The organism is Paraburkholderia aspalathi (assembly GCF_900116445.1).
GTDB lineage: Bacteria > Pseudomonadota > Gammaproteobacteria > Burkholderiales > Burkholderiaceae > Paraburkholderia > Paraburkholderia aspalathi.
Genome location: NZ_FPBH01000035.1, coordinates 44848 through 65068 on the forward strand (window position 1 = coordinate 44848; position 20221 = coordinate 65068).

Genomic DNA, 20221 nt, shown 5'->3' on the forward strand with positions numbered 1-20221 from the left:
CATCATCGGGAACGAATGTTGCAACGATCAGAAAGTTTCCCAATCCTGATCGCTTCCGGCGCTCGCCACTGCCCGTGCGGGTGCCTTCGTCGGCGCGGCGGCAGCCGGTGCCTGTGTCGCTGCGGGCGCAGCAGACGTCCTCGCTGCCGGGGTGGCTTGTGAAGCGGAATGTGACACGGCGTGTGACACCGCATGTGGCACCGCATGTGGCACTTTACGTGCCGCCGCCGGGCGAACCGGCGCGGCCGCGCGCTTCGGCGCCGCGCTCACCGGCGCCTTGAAACCGCTTTCTTCGAGCTGGAACACCGCGACCGCCGAACGCAGTTTGCCGGCCTGATCTTCGAGCGAAGACGCTGCCGCAGCGGCTTCTTCGACCAGCGCTGCGTTCTGCTGCGTCACCTCGTCCATCTGCGTGACGGCGCGCGCGACCTGGTCGATGCCACTGCTTTGCTCTTCCGAGGCCGCCGCGATCTCGCCCATGATGTCGGTCACGCGCTGCACCGCACCGATGATCTCGGTCATGGTGCGGCCGGCTTCGTCGACCAGCGCCGAGCCGGACTGCACGCGCTCCACCGAGGTGTCGATCAGTTCCTTGATTTCCTTGGCCGCCGCCGACGAGCGCTGCGCGAGGCTGCGCACTTCGCCTGCCACCACCGCGAACCCGCGCCCTTCTTCGCCGGCCCGCGCCGCTTCCACGGCCGCATTCAGGGCCAGGATGTTGGTCTGGAACGCAATCCCTTCGATGATCGAGATGATGTCGGCAATCTTCGCCGAGCTCTGATTGATGTCGCCCATCGTGCCGACCACCTGGCCGACCACCGCGCTGCCCTTGTTGGCAATCTCGGACGCATTGGCCGCCAGCGAGCTCGCCTGGCGGGCGTTGTCGGCGTTCTGCTTGACCGTGCCGGTCAGCTCTTCCATGCTCGACGCGGTTTCCTGCAACGCCGACGCCTGCTCTTCCGTTCGCGAGGACAGGTCGATATTGCCGGCCGCGATCTCGCGCGTGGCCGTCGCAATCGATTCACTGCCGCTGCGCACCGTACGCACCGTTTCGGTGAGACTGCGCTGCATCTTGGCGATACCTTCCAGCAGTTGCCCCATTTCGTCGCGCGAGGTGACCACGACCGGGCGGCGCAGATCGCCGGCGGAGATCGCGTCGAAATGACCGAGGGCGGCCTCGAGCGGGCGGGCAATCGCGCGGCTGAGCGTCAGGTAGGACAGCACGGCGGCGAGCACGCCGACGAGCAGTGCGCCAACGCTCACCATACGGAACACTTCGAAACTGCTTTGCGCGGAGTCGTAACCTTGCTTGGCCGATTCGAACTGGAACTTGCGCAGCGCGTCGTCCGCCGTGGAGAGGTCGTTGTATGCCACCTGCAGGCGCTTGGCGCCGTCGACAACCTTGCTCTGGTCGTTCGCCGTAATGATTGCCGAAAACGACTCCAATTGCTGATGCAGTGCATCGCGCTTGGCGATCACGTCCTGCGCGAGACGGTCTTCACCGGTGTCGCGCGGCAGGTCCATATATTTTTTCCACCACATGTCGGACGCCGCGCGCATCGCACGCGCACGTTCGATCGTCGCCGCCACCTCCGGCGTGCCCATCATGAACGCGGCCCGGTCGAGCGCCAGCCGCTCGCGCGCGGCAAACAACTCGGCGTTGCCGATATTGACCGCGCTCGGCATTGCGTTGGCGAACGTATCCTTGTAAGCGTCGTTCGAACGGCTCATGCCGAACAAACCGAAAACGCCGATGGCGACCAGCAGCGCGGCGAGGAAAGCCATCGTGAGGCCAATCCGCGCCTTGATCGTGATGCCTTTGTTCAACATGCTCGTTCCTGTACTTAACAAATAAGAGGCTGCGTGCGCAGCGCGGGGTAGCGTGTGGCTCTGCGTACATGGCGCTGATCTGAGGCGGCGCTCTAATAGTTTTGTTTACGGCACCTGATCGGCATACTTGAAGGATTTATATGGTATGAAGAAAGACGTTGTAAACAATTGGAAGAAATTACAAAACACTGACAGGCCGTGTCTGTGCGGCGCTCGCACGGCGTTTTGGGCATTCGGGGAATTGCATTCACGCGGCGCGAAAGCGCCGAACGCGGATAGGCGAAACGGATTCAGACGGGGTTTAAAGCGGGACTTTCGATCCGGGACCTTGGGCGCGCAATGGCGCGCTCGAAGACGGGTGGGAAGCGCTTAAGTCCGGGTCGGCGCTCAACTCTCGCGCGCGATTCAGCAGCCCGCAAAAAGCCGCATGGAAGACCGGCCGCGAAGCCTTCCGGCTCACGCCCGGGAACACGACAAGCGATATCAGGCCGCCATATCGCGTCTCGCCAAGCCGGCCCATGTTGCGGTCGATTCGCGCACGATCAGGCGCGGCGACACGACCCGCCGGCGACCCAGCGCTCGCGGACTGCCCGACGAGGTACCGGCAATGCGTTCGATCAGCGTCTGCGCGGCCATATCACCGAGCGCGCGGACTGACTGCCCGACCGTCGAGAGCGCCGGATAGGTGAATCGTCCCAGTTCGATGTCGTCGAAACCGATGATCGAGCAATCGCGCGGCACGCTGATATTGCGCTCCGCCGCGGCGCGCAACGCGCCGATGCCCATCATGTCGTTGCCGGCAAAAATCGCCGACGGCTTCACGGTGTCGAACAGTTGTCCCGCCGCGCGATGACCGCCCATTCCCGAAAAATCGCTTTCGACAATGGCCCCGGCCGGAATCTCGATACCGCGTTCGGTCATGGCGCGGATGAAACCGTGTACCCGCATGGCGCTCACGGCCGTCTTGACAGGCCCGGTGATGCAGCCGATCCGCACGTGTCCCAGTTCGAGCAGATGACGCGTCGCAAGATAGCCGCCCTTCTCGTGGTCGATCTGCACCAGGTCCGCGTTCACGCCCTCGATATTGCGGTCCACGACGACCAGCGGCTCGCGGGCGTCGGCAAGCGCCTGCGCCAGCACCGCGTCGTCGCCCGCGGAGGCGACGATCAGTCCGTCGATACGCTTTTCCTGCAGAACACGCAGATAGTTACGCTGCTTGGCCGGATCGTCGTCGGAATTGCAGAAGAACAGGCAGTAACCGTTGCGCGAGCAACCATCCTCGATACCACGCGCCATCTCCGCGAAATACGGGTTCGTACTGTTCGGCACCACCAGACCGATCGTCGCCGTCGCCCGCGCCTTGAGCGAGCGAGCCACCGCCGACGGTACATAGTGAAGCTGACGGATCGCGTGTTCGACCTTCGCGCGCACGTCGGCCGACACCGGCCGTGAGTTGTTTACCACGTGCGATACCGTCGTGAACGACACGCCTGCCACGGCCGCTACATCCTTGATCGTCGCCATAACCTGTTGCTCTCCTGCCTGTTGTTCCCGCCGGCCACGCCATCTGGCGACCCACCGGACGTCTTCCTCGAAGACAGACCACACCCATGAATACTTGCTTTAATCGCACTGATCCGACAAGCCGCGTGCCGGTGGCCTTGTCGCTTACCTCTGGAATTAACGGCGGCTCAGGAGGTTTCTTGAGCGTTTATTGAATTGACGCGGGTTCGCGCGCCTTTTGTCATGCATTCAGCATGCAGCGGCGTAAGCGCGAACCCGCGTGCCTCGGCGTGTTGTGGTGCTTCCTGTGGTGCTTCTTGTGGTGCTTCTTGCGGTGCGTATTTCGGCACCTACTGCCCGACGCTTACTTGGTCACGAGGTCGCACGGCGTTTCCACCACGCCGGACAGCTGCGACTGCTTCTTGTGCTCGCTGATCGCCTTCAGCGCGGTGTCGATACCGAACACGGCCTGCTTGGCGGCGTACTGGTCGGCGGTGGCGAGCACGCGACCGTCCTTGAGCATCGGCTTGATCGCGTTGATGTTGTCGTAGCCGACCACCAGCACCTTGCCCTGCTTGCCGGCCGCGCGCACGGCCGAGACCGCGCCGATCGCCATATTGTCGTTGCCGGCGAGGAGCGCCTTCAGGTTCGGATACTCATTGAGCATCGCCGACGCCACCGCGTTGCCCTTGTCGATTTCCCATTCGCCCGACTGCACCGACACGACCTTTGCACCGACGGTCTGCATGGCGTCCTTGAAGCCCGCGGTGCGTTGCTGCGCGTTGGTGGTGGTCGACACGCCTTCGATAATGCCGACTTCATCGCCCGCCTTCAGCTTTTTGGCCAGATAGTCGCCGACCTTCTGCGCGCCCTTGCGGTTATCCGGACCGACGAACGGCACGTTCAGGTCTTTCGACTTGAGCACGTCCGGGTCGAGCCGGTTGTCGATATTCACGACGATGATGCCCGCGTCGATGGCCTTCTTGACGACCGGCACCAGCGCCTTCGAATCAGCCGGTGCCAGCACGATCGCATCGACCTTCGAGACGATCATCTGTTCGACGATGCGGATCTGGTTCGCCGTGTCGGTTTCGTCCTTGATGCCGTTGGTGATCAGGTCGAACTGCGAGGCATTGTGTTTCTGATAGTCCTTCGCGCCGGTTTCCATGGTCAGGAAGAACTCGTTGGCGAGCGACTTCATCACCAGCGCGACCTTCGGCTTATGAGCGGGCGCGGATTGCGCGTAAGCAGAGGAAAACGGAAAAGCGGCGGTAGCGGTGACGAGAACAGCGGCCGCCAGCATGCGGCGGCGAATGCGATGGCTCATGCCAATCTCCAGGGTTTGTTGGGCTCGCGGCGAGCCGTATTTTTAGTAGTGCGCAAACGTTTGCGAGGCCTATTCTCAGCGTGCCATTTCCGCAGTGTCAACGATTCGCAGTGTTGCGGTGCGTCGGCTCGCAGAAAATGCGTCGATGCGATGCGCTCGATGGCGTCGGCGCGGTGCGGCGAACAGGCGCACCGACAGGCTGTGTTCTGGCAACGGTTCCTCGCTCAGTCTGTGCGTGGCGGATTTACCGCCAGCTGCAAGCTTAGCGGCCGGCGGGCCGCCTATGCTGGACTTTTATTGCGCACGGTGCAAGCGGAGAACCACGCGGGGCGATGGACTAGCGACGCGTCAGAGCCAGCCGGACTTGCGAAAGCGCCAGTAAAGGATCAGATCCACGATCACCATCACGGCAAGACAGATTGGATAGCCGAACTTGTAATGCAACTCCGGGATGGTCTCGAAGTTCATCCCGTAGATACCGGCGATCATGGTCGGCACGGCGAACAATGCCGCAAACGAGCCGAGCCGCTTGGTCACCTCGTTTTCGACCAGCGAGATCATCCCCAGATTGACCTGCACCGCGGTCACAACCAGTTCGCGCCGGCCATCGATGATCCTGACGATCCGATCGAGATGGTCGTAGACGTCACGGAAATAGGCTTGCATGCCGCCGCAGACGCTCGGAATCCGGCCGCCCGTCAATTTGCCGACCGCCTCCTGAAGCGGCGCGATGTGATGCTGCAGGATCACGAGCCGGCGTTTCAGCGAATACAGATCCTCAATGATTGCCCGTGATGCCACCGAATTGTTGCGCTCGAAAATGCGGTCCTCGAGTGCTTCGATCTCGTTGTTCATCGTCTCGAGGATCGGAAAATAACGATCGACGATGTCGTCCATTAGCGCATACAGCACGAATGCCGAGCCCTCCTTGAGCAATTCCGGCTCGCGCTCGCAACGGGCGCGAACATTCTGGAACCCGGTGCGCGTACCGCGGCGCACCGACAGCACATAGTTGTGTCCCACGAATACGTCGACCTCGCCGATCAGCAGTTCACCCGCTTCGTCCATTTCCACCGTATGTATGACGGCGAATAGCGACTCGCCGTACTCCTCGATTTTCGGACGCTGATGGCCGTTTTGCGCATCTTCGATCGCAAGTTCGTGCAGACCGAACTCGTGCTGCATCACAGCCAGTTCTTCCGGCTCCGGGTCTTTCAGCGCAACCCAGACGAAGCACTCGGGCCGCGCCACATAGTCGCTGATGCTATCGATATCGATATCGGCCAGCTTCCGGCCGTCCTGATAGGCGGCGCAATTGATTAGCATGTTGGATTACCTTGAAAACGGAACAGACCGGCCGGCTTCGCACTATGCGTAAGCCCGGTGGCGAATCTGAGTGAACGAATACACGACAGCCGACATGTTAAGGGCTCTGCGTGACTGTCATGTATCCAATTGTTAAATGGTCAGACTGGAAACATCGTTAAAGCTTGTGTGCGGCAGCAGGTACGGTTCGACGCAGGTCGATACACCCCCGCCGCAATCCCGCAGGTGTCAGCCCCTGCCCTGCGTCATTGCGCAACCCGGCGCAAAGCGATGCCGTGATCGCCGTCGAAGGTGACCGAGGCGCGGTTTGTATAGCGTGTATCCGCCGTGACCGTAAAGCGCATTTCCACGACCGGATCGAATTGCGTGGAGACGCCGATGCGATGCACCCCCGGGCTCAGATAGAAAACCACATGTTCCCCGTTCATCAGATCGGTGACCTGCTCGCCGTCGATATACACCAGCGCATCGCGAAACCGGACGATAACGTCGCGGGAACGTTCGCGCCGCACGTCCACGGCGACCAGCCCGGTTCCGGGCTCCGTATAACCGGGCTGGACGATGCGCGCCTGCGGCACCTCCTTGAACGGGACGGGCTCGGCAGGTGTCGAGGCGCAACCGGCGAGCGACGCGATAGCCAGCGCAAGCAGCGCGGCTTTGCAGTGGAAGTGCGGACGCATCGGCATGCTGGGTCTCCCGTGTTGTTGGTGGTGTTGCTCTTGTTATAGGCGCATTGTGCGATCCTGGCCGAACGGCCAACTGTCTTTGCGCCCTCTTGCGCGCTGCTGCGTTCTTCTTCATGATCGCTGCAAAGTGCTGCGCTGTGGGTGCCGCGCGCTGCGGATTTACCCTCGGATCCGCCGCATGCTACCTTTATCTGCCCGCATGTTTGCTTCTCTGTACCGGCTATGCGCAATGCCTCACCGGCTGCCTCGCCGGACACACGATCAAGGAGACCGCGATGTGGTACTTCACCTGGATTCTCGGCATCGGCGTGGCATTGGGCTTCGGCATCATCAATGTGATGTGGCTGGAGGCCAGCGGCAAATTCGCGCGTGACCCGCAGCACGCCGGCACCCCGGCCGCGGCACCCGAGGACACGTCTTCGTGACCCACCTGGTTTTCTTCTGCGGTCACGCCGGCACCGGCAAAACCACCCTGGCGAAGAAGCTGATCGGCCCGCTGATGCAGGCGAGCGCGACGCCCTTCTGCCTGCTCGACAAAGATACGCTGTTCGGCGGCTACAGCGCGGCCGCCATGGCCATGCTGACCGGCGATCCGAACGACCGCGACAGCCCGCTTTTTCTGCAACACCTGCGCGATCCCGAGTATCGCGGCCTGCTCGATACCGCCCGCGACAATCTCGAACTCGGCATCAGCGCGTTGGTGGTCGGGCCGCTCTCGCGCGAAGTGCGCGAGCGGCGCCTCTTCGATCGCGCCTGGCTTGGTATCGGCGCGGACGTGACACTGCGGGTCATCTGGGTCTATGTGTCCGAAGAAATGGCGCACCAGCGCATCCTCGCGCGCGGCAATCCGAACGATGCCTACAAACTCGCGCACTGGGACGAGTATCGGCAGCGCCGCTTCGTGCCGAGCGGCGATATTTGCGAAGACCTGTTGATGTTCGACAACACCGCCCCAACCCGCGCGGATTACGAAGCGTTGCTCGCACGCCTCGTGGGCGAGCCGCCTGCGCCGCCGGCGATGCTGCCGCCGCTGCCTGTGTAGCAGCCCATGTCACAGCCAGTGCAACTGCGTGCATAGCACCGGCGTTTCAAACGAAAAACGCCCCGCATAACGGGGCGTTTTTCAAGCGGCCTTCTACGAGACCTGCTTCGTTGCTCGCGGCAATCACTACCGCGTCGTCGCACGGCCCTCGGTATTGAGCCTCTTTTGCAACCTCAGTGCGACAGCCGCGGCTTACACCGTTGCCATCGCATCCAGCGACTGCCCTTCGTACAACTGGCCAAAGCGGTTCGCGAGGAAGTCGCGCAGCGACACCTGTTCCTGACGCACGAAACCGCTTTGCGGCAGCTTCTGCTCACGGAACAGATCGAGCACCGCGCACATCGCGCCGGCCGTGGTGATCTGAATGGCACTCATCGGCACGCCGCACACGGTCTTCGCGAAGATCTTGCGGGTGAAGACTTCCTGCACCAGTTGACCGTCACGCATACCGCTCACAGTGATGAACACCAGCACGACGTCTTGCGCGGTCGCGGGCACCGAGCGGCGCATGATGGTCTTGAGCGTATCGCGGTCGCTCGAAAGACGCAGGTCTTCCAGCAGGAACTGCATCAGGTTGCGGTGGCCCGGATAACGCACCGACTTGTAGTCCAGCGATTCGACGCGGCCCGCCAGCGTTTCGCATAGCGTACCCAGCCCGCCGGACGTATTGAAGGCTTCGTATTCGGTACCGTCGAGAGAGAAGTGCTCGAGGCCTTCCAGCGGCTGCACCCACTGCGTCCGGCTGTCGCGAATCGCTTCGCACGGCTGGCAGTACTCGTTGATCAGACCGTCGACGCTCCACGTCAGGTTGTACTTCAGCGCGTTGGTTGGGAACTCCGGCAGCGCGCCGACGCGCATTTTCACGTCGCGGATTTCGGTGAAACGGTTCGCCAGTTCATGCGCGGCGATGCCGATGAAACCCGGTGCGAGACCGCATTGCGGCATGAAGGCGTGATCGGCGTCGTCGGCGATTGCACGAATCGCGCTGGTGGCGCGCACGTCTTCGGTCAGATCGAAGTAATGGACGCCCGCGCCCTTGGCGGCCGAGGCCACGTTCACCGCCAGGTAATACGGCAGTGCGTTGATGAGCGCGTCAAAGCCCTGAATGGCGGCGCGCAGTGCGGCGGCATCGGCGGAATCGACACGGCGGGTCGGGATACCCTGGGCGGCGAGCTTATCGAGCGCATGCTGATCGCGGTCGAATGCGACGACGTCGTAATCGCCCGTTTCGCGCAACATATGGGCGATGGTGTGACCGATCAAACCTGCGCCAACGATGGCTACTTTCATGTCGCTTCTCCTTGTTCTGTGTATGCTGTCTCCAGCTTGGGAAGTGCGCTGCGCTAAGGCGCTGCGCCCGGCGGGCTGAACCCTTGAGACACAGTTTAGGGAGAAGCAAAAACAGTTCATACGCGCAAAGTGCTGCGCTATGACCATGAACTTCGACGTTATGACGACATGATCGGTCGATATGTCGAAAACATGTCAAAACGGCGTAAAAATCTGGCCGTAGGATCACACCATGCCGCGGTCGATCTTGCGTGCAAGAATGATCGACGTGGTGGTTCGCTCCACCCCTTCCAGGCCGCCGATCTCGTCGAGCAGATCGTTGAGGCGGTCGGGCGAATCGGCGCGCAGCCACGCGACGTAGTCGAACTCGCCGCTCACCGCGCATAGCAGTTGTACCTCGGGCATCTTGCCGAGACGTTTCTGCACGGCCGGCCCGTACTTCGGCGCGATGATGATGCCGACGTACGCCTGGATGCTCGAGTCGAGTACGTCCTGGCCGAGCCGCACGCTATAGCCGCCAATCACGTTGCTGCGCTCGAGCCTGGCGATCCGGGCGATCACAGTGGTACGCGCCACATCCAGTTGACGCGCGAGGTTGGCGACGCTCTCACGGGCGTTGGCTTGCAGCAGCGCAACGAGGTTGCGGTCGAGATCGTCGAGTTGGTCGAGGCGCGGAGGTCTCATCGGGGGCGAAGGAAGTTGGTCGGTTGTGAAGGATTATCGCGCGTCCTGGGCATCGGGCGGCAGGCAGAGGAACCCCGAGCCATGCGTGACGCAATGATGAACGGCTAACAACGAGCGCGAAACGGGAAACGAAGCCTGGCAAGCGGCACGATCACGCCCCGAACCGCTCGATCACGAAATCGATGAAGCTGGTGAGCTTGGGCGTGGCGCGGCGGTCGCGTGAGTAAAGCAGATGGACGGGCGCGCCCTCCGGCAGATAGTCCTCCAGCACCGACACCAGTTCGCCACTGGCGATCTCCCTCGCAAGCAGCGCCTCCGGCTGCAACACCAGCCCGAAGCCACGCAATGCCGCAACCTTCAGCGCCTGGCCGTTGTTCGCCCGGAACCGTCCGGCGCGCAGCTGGTTTTCGTCCGCGTCCTCGCCGCCTAGCCGCCACAAGCCCTCACGGCCCCAATGCAGAAAGCCGAGGCATTCGTGCTGCACGAGATCGGCCGGCGTACGCGGTGTGCCGGCCCGCGCCAGATACGCCGGCGACGCGCACGCGCGCATCCGGTAAGGCTTCAACGGCCGCGCGACGAAACTGGAATCCGGCAAGCGGCCGATGCGCACCGACGCATCGAAGCCCTCTTCCACTAGGTCAATCACACGATTCGACAGATCCAGTTCGAGGCTCACGTCCGGCCACGCACTCAGGTAGTCGGTCATCGCCGGGGCAAAGACCTCGACGCCGTAGGTCAGCGGCACCGTCACTTTCAGCACCCCGCGCGGCGCGGCCGCCATGGCCTCGGCGAGCGACTCCGCCGCCTTGACGTCGGCCAGAATGCGCCGGCACTGGTCGTAGTATTGACGGCCGATTTCGGTCAGGCTCTGACGGCGCGTGGTACGCGTCAGAAGCCGCGTCGCGAGCCGCGTTTCAAGCGAGCGGATGTGCTTGCCCACCATCGCCGACGAAATGTCAAAACGCTCGGCGGCCGCCGTGAGACTGCCCGCCTCGACCACCGCAACGAAGATTTCCATGCTGACGAATTTGTCCACCCGCTATTTCCTGTTCGTTTCGGTTGTAAGCGTTTGTCGCACTGCAGCCGCATTGTAGGGATATCGTGATACTAATAGCGGCGACGGCGAAGTGGGCAGCCGGTCGCCTTGCGTCGCTATGCGAACGCGCGTTGGGCCGCTCGCCATGCTCGCCTTGTCATAATTCGAACAGACATCAGGAGTTTCGATGAAAAAAGCACTCGTAATGCTGGCCACCGCAGTCGCCATGAGCGGCGCATTCGCACAAACTTCCGCACCGGCCTCGGCACCGACGGGCACCCCGGCTTCGGCGCCGGCCGCCAAAGCAGGCCACGAGCGCAATGTCGAAGACCGCATCGCCTATCTGCACACGCAGTTGAAGATCACGCCGGCGCAGGAATCGCAATGGAACGCGTTCGCCGATGTCATGCGCGGCAATGGCGAGACGATGGGGCAGTTGTTCCAGCAGCGCAAGGCCAACACGAATCTGTCGGCGATCGACGACATGAAGCAATACGCCACGATCGCGCAAGCGCATGCGGACGGCATGAAGAAACTGGTCGATGCGTTCGATCCGCTGTACAGCAGCTTCTCGCCTGAGCAGAAGAAACTTGCCGACGTGACGTTCCATCAGGGCGGTCCTGAAGGCGGCCATCGTCACCAGGGCAAGGGCGGCGCCAAGAAGGCACCGGCCGCTGCGGAATGATGCGACTCTGAAGCCGTAAGAAATTAGTTACATTACACGGTTGATGGCGCGCGGCGCGGGTTTCCGCGCTGCGCGCAGTTCTATTGCCCTTGGCAAAAGAACCCGATCTTCAAATGCATCTGGCATGATTGCGAGTATGCAGCGTCGGGACGCAAGGTCCTGGCCAGGCTGTTCATCTCTCCACATCCACTCGCTTCATGACCGAACTCAAAAATCTCGATCTGAGTCAAGATGACGACACCCAGCGCGTCGTCAAAAACGAAACCGTGCGCGTTGAATTTGCTGCTGCCGAAGGCGAACTGATGAGCCTGGAAGGCCCGAACCGCTATGCCCGCGGCGACGCGCTGATCACCGGGTCGACCGGCGACCGCTGGGTCGTCTCGCGTGAACGTTTCGATGCCAAATACCTGCCGGAAGACGCCGCGCTCGCTCACGGCGAAGCGGGCGCATACCGTAACCGTCCCGCTGTCGTGCTGGCCAAGCAGATGAATGAAGCGTTTTCACTGGCACGTTCAGCGAGTGGCGGCGACGTGCTGCACGGCGCGGCCGGCGACTGGATCATGCAGTACGCCCCCGGCGACTACGGTGTGGTGCAGGCCGCACGCTTCGCGAAGGTTTATCGGCTCGCGGACTGAGTCACAGCCTATGATTCACTGCCGCTGAATCGTGGCCGGCTGGGCGCGAAAAGGCCGCCTTCTACCCAATGGCCCGGCTGTCTCGAGCCAATCGCTTCAGGCAAACTCGTCGCCGAGATCCACCGTCACATCGCGCGGCACCGCGTCGCCGTTCGCGTACTGTTCTTCAAGCGAGCCAATACTCGCTTCGACATATGCCCGTAACACGGCGAAACTCCGGCCTCGCAGCCGCGCCGGCAAGGCACGATAACGCGCCAACGCCGTCGGCGCGATCAGCACGGTCATCACAATCCGGCGCGCGGTCGAACCGAAACGCATGGCAACCCAGTGAATCGCCAGCGTCGGCGTGCCGTCTTCGCCCGCACGCTGGATGAACTGCGTCTGCTCGGGAAACAGATCGCTGATAACGCGCGCCAATTCCTCGAACTCGGGATTCGCGCAGTCGTATTGGTAAGCTTCTTCCATGAAGTGTGCCGAAAGGATGAGCCTGAACTGCGTACCGCAAGGGTACGCCGAAAGTTAGAGAATCACGGATGGCCGGTGTAACAGGCGGTTCACAAACGACTCACGCGGCAAGCGTCGGGCGACGGAACGCTCTGAACAACAAGCCCGCGACGATCACCGCCCCCACCGCATACACGCCGTCCACGGCAGCGAGCGGCACGAGCTGCGCCTGGAACAACGCAGCCGGCACGTCGACCAGCGCGTGCAACACAATCGCGAGCGGCAGGATGCCGCGCCAGCCAGCCCGCAACCCACGCCACATCAGCAGCGACAAGCCGATCTGGAACACCAGCGCGGCCACACGTTCGAGCGCGAAAATGCCGGCCGTCTGCGGCGTCAGGCTGGCGAGAATCAGGTGGATGCGCATCACCGAGTCGGTCGGCAGATTGCTCAGATAGCCGTCCAGCTCGCCGCGGTTTTCGAAGATGGCGAACAGGATCCATTGAATCTGCACCAGCACGCCGACCAGCCACGCTTCAGCGCCGCCGTGGCCGAGGCCATAGGTCAGCGCCGTACCGTCACCGGTGCCCGCAGCGGACTTCGCTGCCGCGCGCTTGAGCAGCAGCCGCATCCCGATGAACCGCCCCACTTCCTCGCAGATACCCGCCGCCAGCGCGCCATACACCACGAAGGCCACCGGATTGGACAGGAAGGTGGCGGTCGCTTCGTTCCGATGCAGCACGTAGTCGTTCAGCGCGCGCTCGATCACCATCGCGAACAGCGCGAACACGGCGATGCCGGTGATCGCGTCGCGGGGGTTCAGCGCGAGCGGCCGACGCAAACGGCGGTAGATCAGGAACGGTAAAGCGGCGATGAACAGCGTCGCGACGGCGAGGCTCGAGAGGGTAAGCGGTGCAACAACCATGGGTTTCCTTGCGATGACCGGCGCGCACCCGCTGCGCGCCGCAGCCCGAATGATCGCAGATCAGCGCGAAGTCAGCGCAAAGTCAGCGCAAAGTTGAGGCGCGGACGATCAATTCGCCTGGCAGGAGGCAGTCGCGCGCGGTGGCCTGAACCCCTTCGATGCGCTCGTGGAGGAACTCGACCGCGCGATAGCCGATCTCGTAGGTCGGCTGGCGGATCGCGGTGATACCCGTCAATTCGGCCCATTCGGGATCGTCGATCGACAGCAGCGCGACGCGCGCCTGCCAATCCGCGCCGTAGCGCGCTTTCAAATGGAGAGCGAGGCACAGCGCGACGGGCGCGTTGGCCGCGAACAAGGCGATGCGGCTGGCTTTGCCACCGGTGCGAACTGTGACGCTGCTTGTCGCGTTACCTGTCACGCTGGCCACGGCATCGCCAAGGCCGCCATCCGCGTCAATTGCGCGGTCCAGTTCGGCAAGAGCGCGCTCGACGGCTGCCGGCTCCGCAAGATTCAGCACCAGCGTATGCCCACGCGCGCCGCCCACGCCGCTCATCACCTCGCGAAACGCCGCCTCGCGCAGTTGCCGCGAACTGACTTGCTCGAAGGGCTGCACGACAAACCAGATATCGTCGAACCCATTGTCGAGCAGATGCCGCGTGCCGAGCTCGGCGGCCGCCCGGTTGTCCAACCCGACCATGTCGGCGACGAGCCCATCCACCGAACGGTCGACCAGCACCGCCGGAATCCCGCCGCCGCCCACCGGCCGCAGGGTTTCCTCACGCACGCCAAGCGCGTTGACGATCACGCCTTCCACGCGATACGTGGTCAGCAGTTGCAGATAGCGCCGCTCCATTTCGACTTCGTTGGCCGCGTGGCAGATCAGCGGCATCAACCCGAGCGCATGACAAGCGGCTTCCACGCCTTGCAGCACTTCGACGGAATACGGGTTGGTCAGGTCGGCGAGCAGCATGCCGATCAGGCGATTGCGGCCACGCTTGAGGCCGCGCGCCATCTGGTTCGGCTGATAGTTGAGACGCTCGATAGCCGCCTCGATGCGCGAGCGCAATTCCGGCGACAGCACGCTCATCTCGCCATTCAGATAGCGCGAGATGCTGGTCTTGCCCGTGCCGGCTTCGCGCGCGACGTCCGTAATCGTCGCGCGGCGCGGGGCGGCAAGCGGCGTCGTGCTCATTTCTTCAGCACTTCACGGTTGACGATATTAGTCGCGAGCGTACCGTCAAGCGCGGCAACGAGGTTTTCCGCTGCGTTAAGCGCCATCGCATGGCGGGTCTCGTGCGTCGCCGAGCCGATGTGCGGCAACGCGACCACGTTGGCCATTTTCAGCAGCGGCGAATCGGCCGGCAGCGGCTCGGTCTCGAACACGTCCAGACCCGCACCGTGAATCGTGCCGTTTTGCAGAGCTTCGATCAGCGCCTGTTCATCGACCGTGGCGCCGCGCGATGCGTTGATCAGAATCGCGCTCTTCTTCATCGACTTGAATTCGGCCGCGCCGATCATGTGCTTCGTCTCGGGCGTGAGCGGCACTTGCAGGCAGACGAAGTCAGCGGTGGCGAGCAACTCCGCCAACTCGACGCGGCGCGCGCCGTATGCCTGTTCCGCCTGCGCGTTCGCACTGCGATTCGTGTACAGCACCTTCATGTTGAAACCGAGCGCCGCGCGCCGCGCAACCGCGCCGCCGATCCGGCCCAGCCCGACGATGCCGAGCGTCTTGCCCTGCACGTCGACACCGAAATGTGCAGGTCCGATGCTGTGCTTCCACTCGCCCGCCTTCACCCAATCCGCGAGTTCGACCACGCGCCGCGCCGACGCGAGGATCAGCGAGAACACCGTATCCGCCGTGGACTCGGTCAACACGTCCGGCGTGTGCGCGAGCACGATGCCGCGGCGCGTGAGGTCGGCAACATCGAACTGATCGAAACCCACCGAGATGGTCGACAAGGCCTTCAGCCTGCTTGCGCCTTCGAGCATCGCCGGCGTGATTTTCACGCTCGAACCAATGCCACCGTCCGCGTCCTTCAAGGCGGCGACGAACGTGTCGTGCTGTGCAGGATCGACCTGCACGACTTTCGCATGCTGCTGCAGATAGGCGAGCACATCCTCAGGCAGCGATTTCCAGGCAACGATCTTCTTCATCAGCTTATTTTCCTTGCAACGGTGTAGCGAGCGTGGCGCCCTTGCTCTGCGGCTGTGCTTGTGCCTGCGGTTTGACGATCAACGTCAGAATCACCGCGGCGATCAGGGCGACGCTCATGAACGCATAGGATGCCGCAGGCGTTCCGGTCGCGCCGTTCAGATAGCCGACCACGTACGAACCGACGAACGAACCGAGCGCGCCCATGCTATTGATCAGCGCCATCGCGCCGCCCGCGACGTTCTTCGGCAGCAGCTCCGGCACGATCGCGAAGAACGGTCCATACGGCGCATACATCGCGCCACCGGCAATCACCAGCAACGCGTACGACAGCCAGAAGTGCGTGGAGCCGAGCGCGTACGACGCGGCGAACGCGATCGCGCCAACCAGCAGGAACGGCCACACGAACACTTTACGGCGGTTGAGTTTATCCGATGCCCACGAAGCCGCAAGCATGGCGATCGTTGCGGCCAGATACGGCAGCGCCGAAAGCCAGCCGGTTTCGACCATGCCGAGCGTCGAACCGTTCTTCAGGATCGACGGCAGCCACAACACAAAACCATACACGCCGATGCTCCAGCAGAAATATTGCGCGCACAGCTTGATCACGGCGGGCGTGCGGAACGCTTCGCTGTAATTGCGCATCGGTTTGATAGCGGCCTGTTCGGCGCGCAAGGTTTCGGCGAGATCGTCCTTCTGCTGCTGCGTGAGCCACGATACCTGCTGCGGCTTGTCCTGCACGATGAACCACCAGCACACCGCCCAGAGAATCGCCGGCGCGCCTTCGGCGATGAACATGTGACGCCAGCCGAACGAATGCACCAGATAGCCGGAGACCACCGACATCCACAGCACCGTCACCGGATTGCCGAGAATCAGGAAGGTGTTGGCGCGGGAGCGCTCGCTCTTCGTGAACCAGTTGCTGATGAAAATCAGCATCGCCGGCATCACCGCGGCCTCGACCACGCCGAGCACGAAGCGGATCACCATCAGCGAGGGGATATTGCTGACCATGCCGGTCAGCGCCGCGCACCCGCCCCACAGGATCAGGCTCCAGAACACGAGCTTTTTCACGCTGCGGCGTTCCGCGTAAATCGCGCCGGGAATCTGGAAGAAGAAATAACCGAGGAAGAACAACGCGCCGATCAGCGACGACAAGCCCTTACTGATGCCGAGATCCTGATTGATGCCGGCGGCCGACGCGAAACCGAAGTTCGCGCGGTCGAGGTAAGCGAGGCTGTACGTGATGAATACGATCGGCATGATCGTCCACCAACGGCGAATCGCAAGCGATGAAGTCATGGAAGTCTCCTTTGTCGACCAGAGTTAGCGTTTTAGCTGTCGACCAGAGTTAGCGCTTTAGCGCTTACTCTGGTCCCATGCAAAGCACTTACTCCGGTCCCATGCAAGAAAGTTGCTAACGGCTTCCCGAAGCAATGATGGACGGTCATGGGGCGCTGTTCGGGCGCTCTTGCTGTTATCGAGCCAGCTAGTGCTGAACGATTGAACGCTCGTTATGCGAGGCTCAAACGCTCAAGCCGCGGTTGCAATGTGCGGCACGTCGGCGCGTTCGAGCGCGTCGAGTTCGGCGCGGCTCGGCAGGCCTTCCGAATCGCCGATCACCTGAATCGCCAGGGCGCCGATACGGTTGCCGCGTGCGACCGCTTGCGGCAGTGTCTTACCTTCGAGCAATGCACTGACCACGCCGACGGCGAAACCGTCGCCCGCACCCACCGTATCCACTACGTTCACGACCGGCTGCCCGGCGATCACGGCGGCATCGTCGGCGGTGCGGAAGTACGCGCCTTCTGCGCCGAGCTTGATAATCACGCCACGCGCGCCTCGGTCCAGATAAAACCTGGCGATGTCGTCCGGCTTCGTGTAACCCGTCAGAATCTCGCCTTCGCCGATACCGGGCAGCACCCAGTCAGCCAGTGCGGCGAGCGCATTCAAACCTTCGACCATCGCGGCGCGCGAGGGCCACAGCGTCGGGCGCAGATTCGGGTCGAACGAGATCGTCTTGCCTGCGGCACGTATTTCACGCGCCAGATGGAATGCGAGTTCGCACGAGTTGGCTGAGATGGCCGGCGCCACGCCCGTCAGATGCAAGTGACGCGCGGGCAGCACGTAATCGGCCACATAGTCAGCCAACGACAGATGGCTCGCCGCGGACCCTTTGCGGAAGTATTCGATGGCCGGATCGCTACCGTCGTCGTTCTTCGACTTCAGCTGGAAACCGGTCGGGTAGCGCTCGTCGGTGGTCACGCAGCGCTGGTCGATGCCTTCTCTCGTCAGCGTGTCGCGCACGTACTGGCCGAACGAATCGTTACCGACGCGGCTCATCCAGCCCACCTTGAAACCCAATCGCGACAGGCCGATCGCCACATTCAGATCGGCGCCCGCGACGCGCTTGGTGAATTGCCCGACACCGGCTAGTGCGCCGGTCTCGGCGGCCACGAACATGGCCATCGCTTCGCCGTAGGTGATGACATCGAGTGCTGCGTTTTTGTTGCTCATGCTTCGCTCCTGCGTGTTCCTGTTTGCTGCCTGTCTTTTGCTTGCGCTTTTCTGCATGCTTCCGCCCTTGCCGCGTGCACTTCGCCACACGCGCTTCTTGCCGGGCATTTTTTGGGTACCGCTCTCTCAGGTCCTACGCGCCGCTTACGCGGCGGCCAGCCATGCGACGTAGTGCGCCGCGTCCGCATCGATACGATTCGCATCGAACGGAAATTCAATGCCGCGCGGCACGTGGCGCGGCAGCTTGTCGAGCACCGCGGCGAACTGCGTGTCACCGGCGGTCGGCGCGGCGGGAAAGCGTCGTGCGCCCTCGCCCACCGTCGTTTTGCAATGGATGTATTCGACGTGCGCAGCCAGCGACCCGGCGGCATCGAGCGGCGCGACGTCGCGCCAGGCCCAGTTACCGATGTCGAAGGTCATGCCGAGCAGGCCGGCGTGGCCCTCACGCTCCAACGCTTCGAACAGGCCGGTGAATTGCGCGAGCGATCCGCCTTCGGCCAGTTGACCGTTTTCGACGACGAGCCGCACGTCCGCGCAGCGCATGTAATCGGCAATCACTGCGGCGTTAGCCTCGGCGCCAAACCCGCCGAGTTGCAGCTTCACAAAGCGCGCGCCCAATGCGATCGCTTCTTCAATCGAGACGCGCAGTGCGTCGGCGTCGAGCCAGCCATCCGGCGTGTACAGCGACGCGGGCGTCGAGTAGACCGACCAAAGCCCGAGCGCCGCAATTTCCTCGCCGAGCGCGCGTAGCGCCTGCGGCGCGGCGTCTGCTTCGTCGGCGAAGAGTTCGCGACGCACTTCGAAGCCCATGGCGCCGGCCCGTTTGCTCGCGCCGGCCCACTTCAGATGACCGTGCGTGCGAACCGCATCCATCCCGAATGCGCTTGCGACGATCACCACGTCCACTACGTCAGTCATGTCGAAATTACTCAAATCTGGCTCATGATCGGCATTTGGAACCGGTTCCAAACACGTTTCGAAAAAAAGCGCCGAGGCGCTTGCGATGCCCGAATAGTGCGCCGGGCGAGGTGTCATGCACCATAGTGGAAATCCCCAGGAAACCTCCATCAGGGTCCATCAGCAAGGCACAGCGCGAGGAACTGCTCGACCACCCGCGACGGCGCACTCGCATGTGGCACCAGAATCGACAGCCGCCGCGTCAGCGGCTCCGGGCTCAACGAGAACAGACACAGCGCGCCGTCCTCGTGTCGCATCGACATCGCCGAAACGAAACCGATACCCATGCCTGCCCGCACCGCCTCCTTGACGCCTTCGACCCCGGCAATCTCCAGCGCCACCCGCATCGGCACGCCCGCCCGGGCAAAGGCCCGCTCGACGATCTGCCGCACGCCCGACCCGGCTTCGCGCAGCACTAGCGGATGCGCGCCAAAGGCCGCCAGATCCACCCGTCCGCCGTTGACAGCCGCTCCGCTTTCCACCGCTCCCGACGCTCCGCCCCCATCCACTCCACCTGCCGCGCCAGCGGTACCCGTACCCGTGCCACCCGTCTGCGCCACCGCCAGTGGATGCGTGCGCGGCATGATCGCGACGATCTCATCCTCGCGCCACGCGTGCACCGCGGTGTCCGGCGGTAGATCCGAGCCCACAGGACCTTCGATCATCGCGATATCCACTGAGCCCAGCGCGCCGACGATCTCCGTGGTGTTGCCGTCGGCGGTATGCAGCGTCACGTCGGGATAGTGGCGATGAAAATCGGCGATCAGGTACGGCAGCAGATAGCTCGCCGGCGTGGTGCTTGCGCCGATGCGCAAGGTGCCCTGCTCGAGGCCGCGCAGCGCGTCGCGATACGCATGCGCCTGCCGCCACGTATCGCGCAGCCGCGTCGCATAGCTGGCGAGTTGCTCGCCGGCGGGCGTCAGGCGCACGCCACGCCCGTCGCGCAGATAAAGCGGCTCGCCGAATTCGTCCTGCAACTGGCGCAATTGTCCCGATACGGCCGGCTGCGACAGATGCAACGCCACAGCCGCCCGGCTGATATTGCGATGCTCGGCGACAGCGGCGAACGTTATAAGTTGATCCGGGGTCATGGCAGGATAAATATCCGTTGAACTGATACTTCACATTCTAAATCACGATTTTTCATATCGATATATCTAATTTAGGATTGGGCCTATCGAA

Annotated in this window: 19 protein-coding genes and 1 pseudogene; 4 read left to right on the forward strand and 16 right to left on the reverse strand. The window is 62.9% G+C overall.

The genetic code is table 11. The features are described 5' to 3' along the window. Positions 1 to 27 precede the first annotated feature (27 nt). From BM438_RS36985 to BM438_RS37005, 5 genes are all read right to left on the reverse strand, one after another. Positions 28 to 1830 (reverse strand): methyl-accepting chemotaxis protein, encoded by a 1803-nt coding sequence (locus tag BM438_RS36985; protein WP_093644955.1) that lies wholly within the window; start codon positions 1828 to 1830, stop codon positions 28 to 30. Positions 1831 to 2313: 483 nt separating this feature from the next. Beyond that, positions 2314 to 3354 carry a LacI family DNA-binding transcriptional regulator gene (locus BM438_RS36990; protein WP_093644957.1) on the reverse strand — a complete coding sequence of 347 codons (1041 nt, stop codon included), beginning with the start codon at positions 3352 to 3354 and terminating at the stop codon, positions 2314 to 2316. 343 nt (positions 3355 to 3697) lie between these two features. Beyond that, positions 3698 to 4660, reverse strand: a complete 963-nt coding sequence (locus BM438_RS36995; protein ID WP_093644959.1) for a sugar ABC transporter substrate-binding protein — start codon at positions 4658 to 4660, stop codon at positions 3698 to 3700. Between the two features lie 348 nt (positions 4661 to 5008). Further along, on the reverse strand, positions 5009 to 5986 hold the full coding sequence (gene corA, locus BM438_RS37000) for a magnesium/cobalt transporter CorA (protein ID WP_093644961.1): 978 nt from the start codon (positions 5984 to 5986) through the stop codon (positions 5009 to 5011). A 245-nt stretch (positions 5987 to 6231) separates the two neighbouring features. Further along, the gene (locus tag BM438_RS37005) at positions 6232 to 6672 is read right to left on the reverse strand and encodes a hypothetical protein (RefSeq protein ID WP_093644963.1); all 441 of its coding nucleotides are present in this window, start codon (positions 6670 to 6672) and stop codon (positions 6232 to 6234) included. A gap of 275 nt (positions 6673 to 6947) precedes the next feature. Between BM438_RS37005 and cydX the strand changes: the two genes are divergently transcribed. Then, a complete protein-coding gene (gene cydX, locus BM438_RS37010; protein ID WP_093645038.1) occupies positions 6948 to 7097 on the forward strand; it encodes a cytochrome bd-I oxidase subunit CydX in 150 nt (49 codons plus the stop codon). Beyond that, complete coding sequence (locus BM438_RS37015) at positions 7094 to 7714, forward strand: P-loop nucleotide/nucleoside kinase family protein (protein WP_093644965.1); 621 nt, start codon at positions 7094 to 7096, stop codon at positions 7712 to 7714. The genes cydX and BM438_RS37015 overlap by 4 nt, the downstream gene beginning before the upstream one ends. A gap of 192 nt (positions 7715 to 7906) precedes the next feature. Here the strand turns inward: BM438_RS37015 and BM438_RS37020 are convergent, their stop codons facing one another. The 3 genes from BM438_RS37020 to BM438_RS37030 all read right to left on the reverse strand — a co-directional run bounded on the left by BM438_RS37020 (position 7907) and on the right by BM438_RS37030 (position 10724). Next, entirely contained in the window at positions 7907 to 9004 is a 1098-nt protein-coding gene (locus tag BM438_RS37020) for a saccharopine dehydrogenase family protein (protein WP_093644967.1), read from the reverse strand. Positions 9005 to 9229: 225 nt separating this feature from the next. Then, the gene (locus BM438_RS37025; RefSeq protein ID WP_054039581.1) at positions 9230 to 9688 is read right to left on the reverse strand and encodes an Lrp/AsnC family transcriptional regulator; all 459 of its coding nucleotides are present in this window, start codon (positions 9686 to 9688) and stop codon (positions 9230 to 9232) included. Between the two features lie 151 nt (positions 9689 to 9839). Continuing rightward, positions 9840 to 10724, reverse strand: a complete 885-nt coding sequence (locus tag BM438_RS37030) for a LysR family transcriptional regulator (protein WP_093644969.1) — start codon at positions 10722 to 10724, stop codon at positions 9840 to 9842. A gap of 187 nt (positions 10725 to 10911) precedes the next feature. Between BM438_RS37030 and BM438_RS37035 the strand changes: the two are divergent. Together BM438_RS37035 and BM438_RS37040 are read left to right on the forward strand one after the other, a co-directional pair. Beyond that, positions 10912 to 11428 (forward strand): annotated as a pseudogene (locus BM438_RS37035) (Spy/CpxP family protein refolding chaperone). 178 nt (positions 11429 to 11606) lie between these two features. Further along, positions 11607 to 12044: a PGDYG domain-containing protein gene (locus tag BM438_RS37040; protein ID WP_093644973.1), complete on the forward strand. Its 438-nt coding sequence runs from the start codon at positions 11607 to 11609 to the stop codon at positions 12042 to 12044. Between the two features lie 96 nt (positions 12045 to 12140). Here BM438_RS37040 and BM438_RS37045 read toward each other — a convergent pair whose 3' ends face one another. From BM438_RS37045 to BM438_RS37080, 8 genes are all read right to left on the reverse strand, one after another. Further along, positions 12141 to 12509 carry a DUF3022 domain-containing protein gene (locus BM438_RS37045; RefSeq protein ID WP_093644975.1) on the reverse strand — a complete coding sequence of 123 codons (369 nt, stop codon included), beginning with the start codon at positions 12507 to 12509 and terminating at the stop codon, positions 12141 to 12143. A 100-nt stretch (positions 12510 to 12609) separates the two neighbouring features. Then, positions 12610 to 13413, reverse strand: coding sequence for a YhfC family intramembrane metalloprotease (locus BM438_RS37050; RefSeq protein ID WP_093644977.1), 804 nt, complete (start codon positions 13411 to 13413; stop codon positions 12610 to 12612). 82 nt (positions 13414 to 13495) lie between these two features. Beyond that, entirely contained in the window at positions 13496 to 14605 is a 1110-nt protein-coding gene (locus tag BM438_RS37055) for a LacI family DNA-binding transcriptional regulator (RefSeq protein ID WP_093644979.1), read from the reverse strand. Further along, positions 14602 to 15567 (reverse strand): 2-hydroxyacid dehydrogenase, encoded by a 966-nt coding sequence (locus tag BM438_RS37060; RefSeq protein WP_093644981.1) that lies wholly within the window; start codon positions 15565 to 15567, stop codon positions 14602 to 14604. The genes BM438_RS37055 and BM438_RS37060 overlap by 4 nt, the downstream gene beginning before the upstream one ends. Before the next feature lie 4 nt (positions 15568 to 15571). After that, the gene (locus tag BM438_RS37065; RefSeq protein ID WP_093644983.1) at positions 15572 to 16867 is read right to left on the reverse strand and encodes an MFS transporter; all 1296 of its coding nucleotides are present in this window, start codon (positions 16865 to 16867) and stop codon (positions 15572 to 15574) included. 231 nt (positions 16868 to 17098) lie between these two features. Next, a complete protein-coding gene (locus tag BM438_RS37070) occupies positions 17099 to 18082 on the reverse strand; it encodes a sugar kinase (protein ID WP_093644985.1) in 984 nt (327 codons plus the stop codon). A 144-nt stretch (positions 18083 to 18226) separates the two neighbouring features. After that, positions 18227 to 19000, reverse strand: coding sequence for a sugar phosphate isomerase/epimerase family protein (locus tag BM438_RS37075; protein WP_093645040.1), 774 nt, complete (start codon positions 18998 to 19000; stop codon positions 18227 to 18229). Between the two features lie 149 nt (positions 19001 to 19149). Then, complete coding sequence (locus BM438_RS37080) at positions 19150 to 20130, reverse strand: LysR family transcriptional regulator (RefSeq protein WP_093644987.1); 981 nt, start codon at positions 20128 to 20130, stop codon at positions 19150 to 19152. Positions 20131 to 20221: the final 91 nt, after the last annotated feature.

Bases quoted from the DNA above. Each gene is read 5' to 3' on its own strand.
- BM438_RS36985 (WP_093644955.1), bottom strand. From the start codon at position 1,830: ATGTTGAACAAAGGCATCACGATCAAGGCGCGGATTGGCCTCACGATG.
- BM438_RS36990 (WP_093644957.1), bottom strand. From the start codon at position 3,354: ATGGCGACGATCAAGGATGTAGCGGCCGTGGCAGGCGTGTCGTTCACG.
- BM438_RS36995 (WP_093644959.1), bottom strand. From the start codon at position 4,660: ATGAGCCATCGCATTCGCCGCCGCATGCTGGCGGCCGCTGTTCTCGTC.
- corA (WP_093644961.1), bottom strand. From the start codon at position 5,986: ATGCTAATCAATTGCGCCGCCTATCAGGACGGCCGGAAGCTGGCCGAT.
- BM438_RS37005 (WP_093644963.1), bottom strand. From the start codon at position 6,672: ATGCCGATGCGTCCGCACTTCCACTGCAAAGCCGCGCTGCTTGCGCTG.
- cydX (WP_093645038.1), top strand. From the start codon at position 6,948: ATGTGGTACTTCACCTGGATTCTCGGCATCGGCGTGGCATTGGGCTTC.
- BM438_RS37020 (WP_093644967.1), bottom strand. From the start codon at position 9,004: ATGAAAGTAGCCATCGTTGGCGCAGGTTTGATCGGTCACACCATCGCC.
- BM438_RS37025 (WP_054039581.1), bottom strand. From the start codon at position 9,688: ATGAGACCTCCGCGCCTCGACCAACTCGACGATCTCGACCGCAACCTC.
- BM438_RS37040 (WP_093644973.1), top strand. From the start codon at position 11,607: ATGACCGAACTCAAAAATCTCGATCTGAGTCAAGATGACGACACCCAG.
- BM438_RS37045 (WP_093644975.1), bottom strand. From the start codon at position 12,509: ATGGAAGAAGCTTACCAATACGACTGCGCGAATCCCGAGTTCGAGGAA.
- BM438_RS37050 (WP_093644977.1), bottom strand. From the start codon at position 13,413: ATGGTTGTTGCACCGCTTACCCTCTCGAGCCTCGCCGTCGCGACGCTG.
- BM438_RS37055 (WP_093644979.1), bottom strand. From the start codon at position 14,605: ATGAGCACGACGCCGCTTGCCGCCCCGCGCCGCGCGACGATTACGGAC.
- BM438_RS37060 (WP_093644981.1), bottom strand. From the start codon at position 15,567: ATGAAGAAGATCGTTGCCTGGAAATCGCTGCCTGAGGATGTGCTCGCC.
- BM438_RS37065 (WP_093644983.1), bottom strand. From the start codon at position 16,867: ATGACTTCATCGCTTGCGATTCGCCGTTGGTGGACGATCATGCCGATC.
- BM438_RS37070 (WP_093644985.1), bottom strand. From the start codon at position 18,082: ATGAGCAACAAAAACGCAGCACTCGATGTCATCACCTACGGCGAAGCG.
- BM438_RS37075 (WP_093645040.1), bottom strand. From the start codon at position 19,000: ATGACTGACGTAGTGGACGTGGTGATCGTCGCAAGCGCATTCGGGATG.
- BM438_RS37080 (WP_093644987.1), bottom strand. From the start codon at position 20,130: ATGACCCCGGATCAACTTATAACGTTCGCCGCTGTCGCCGAGCATCGC.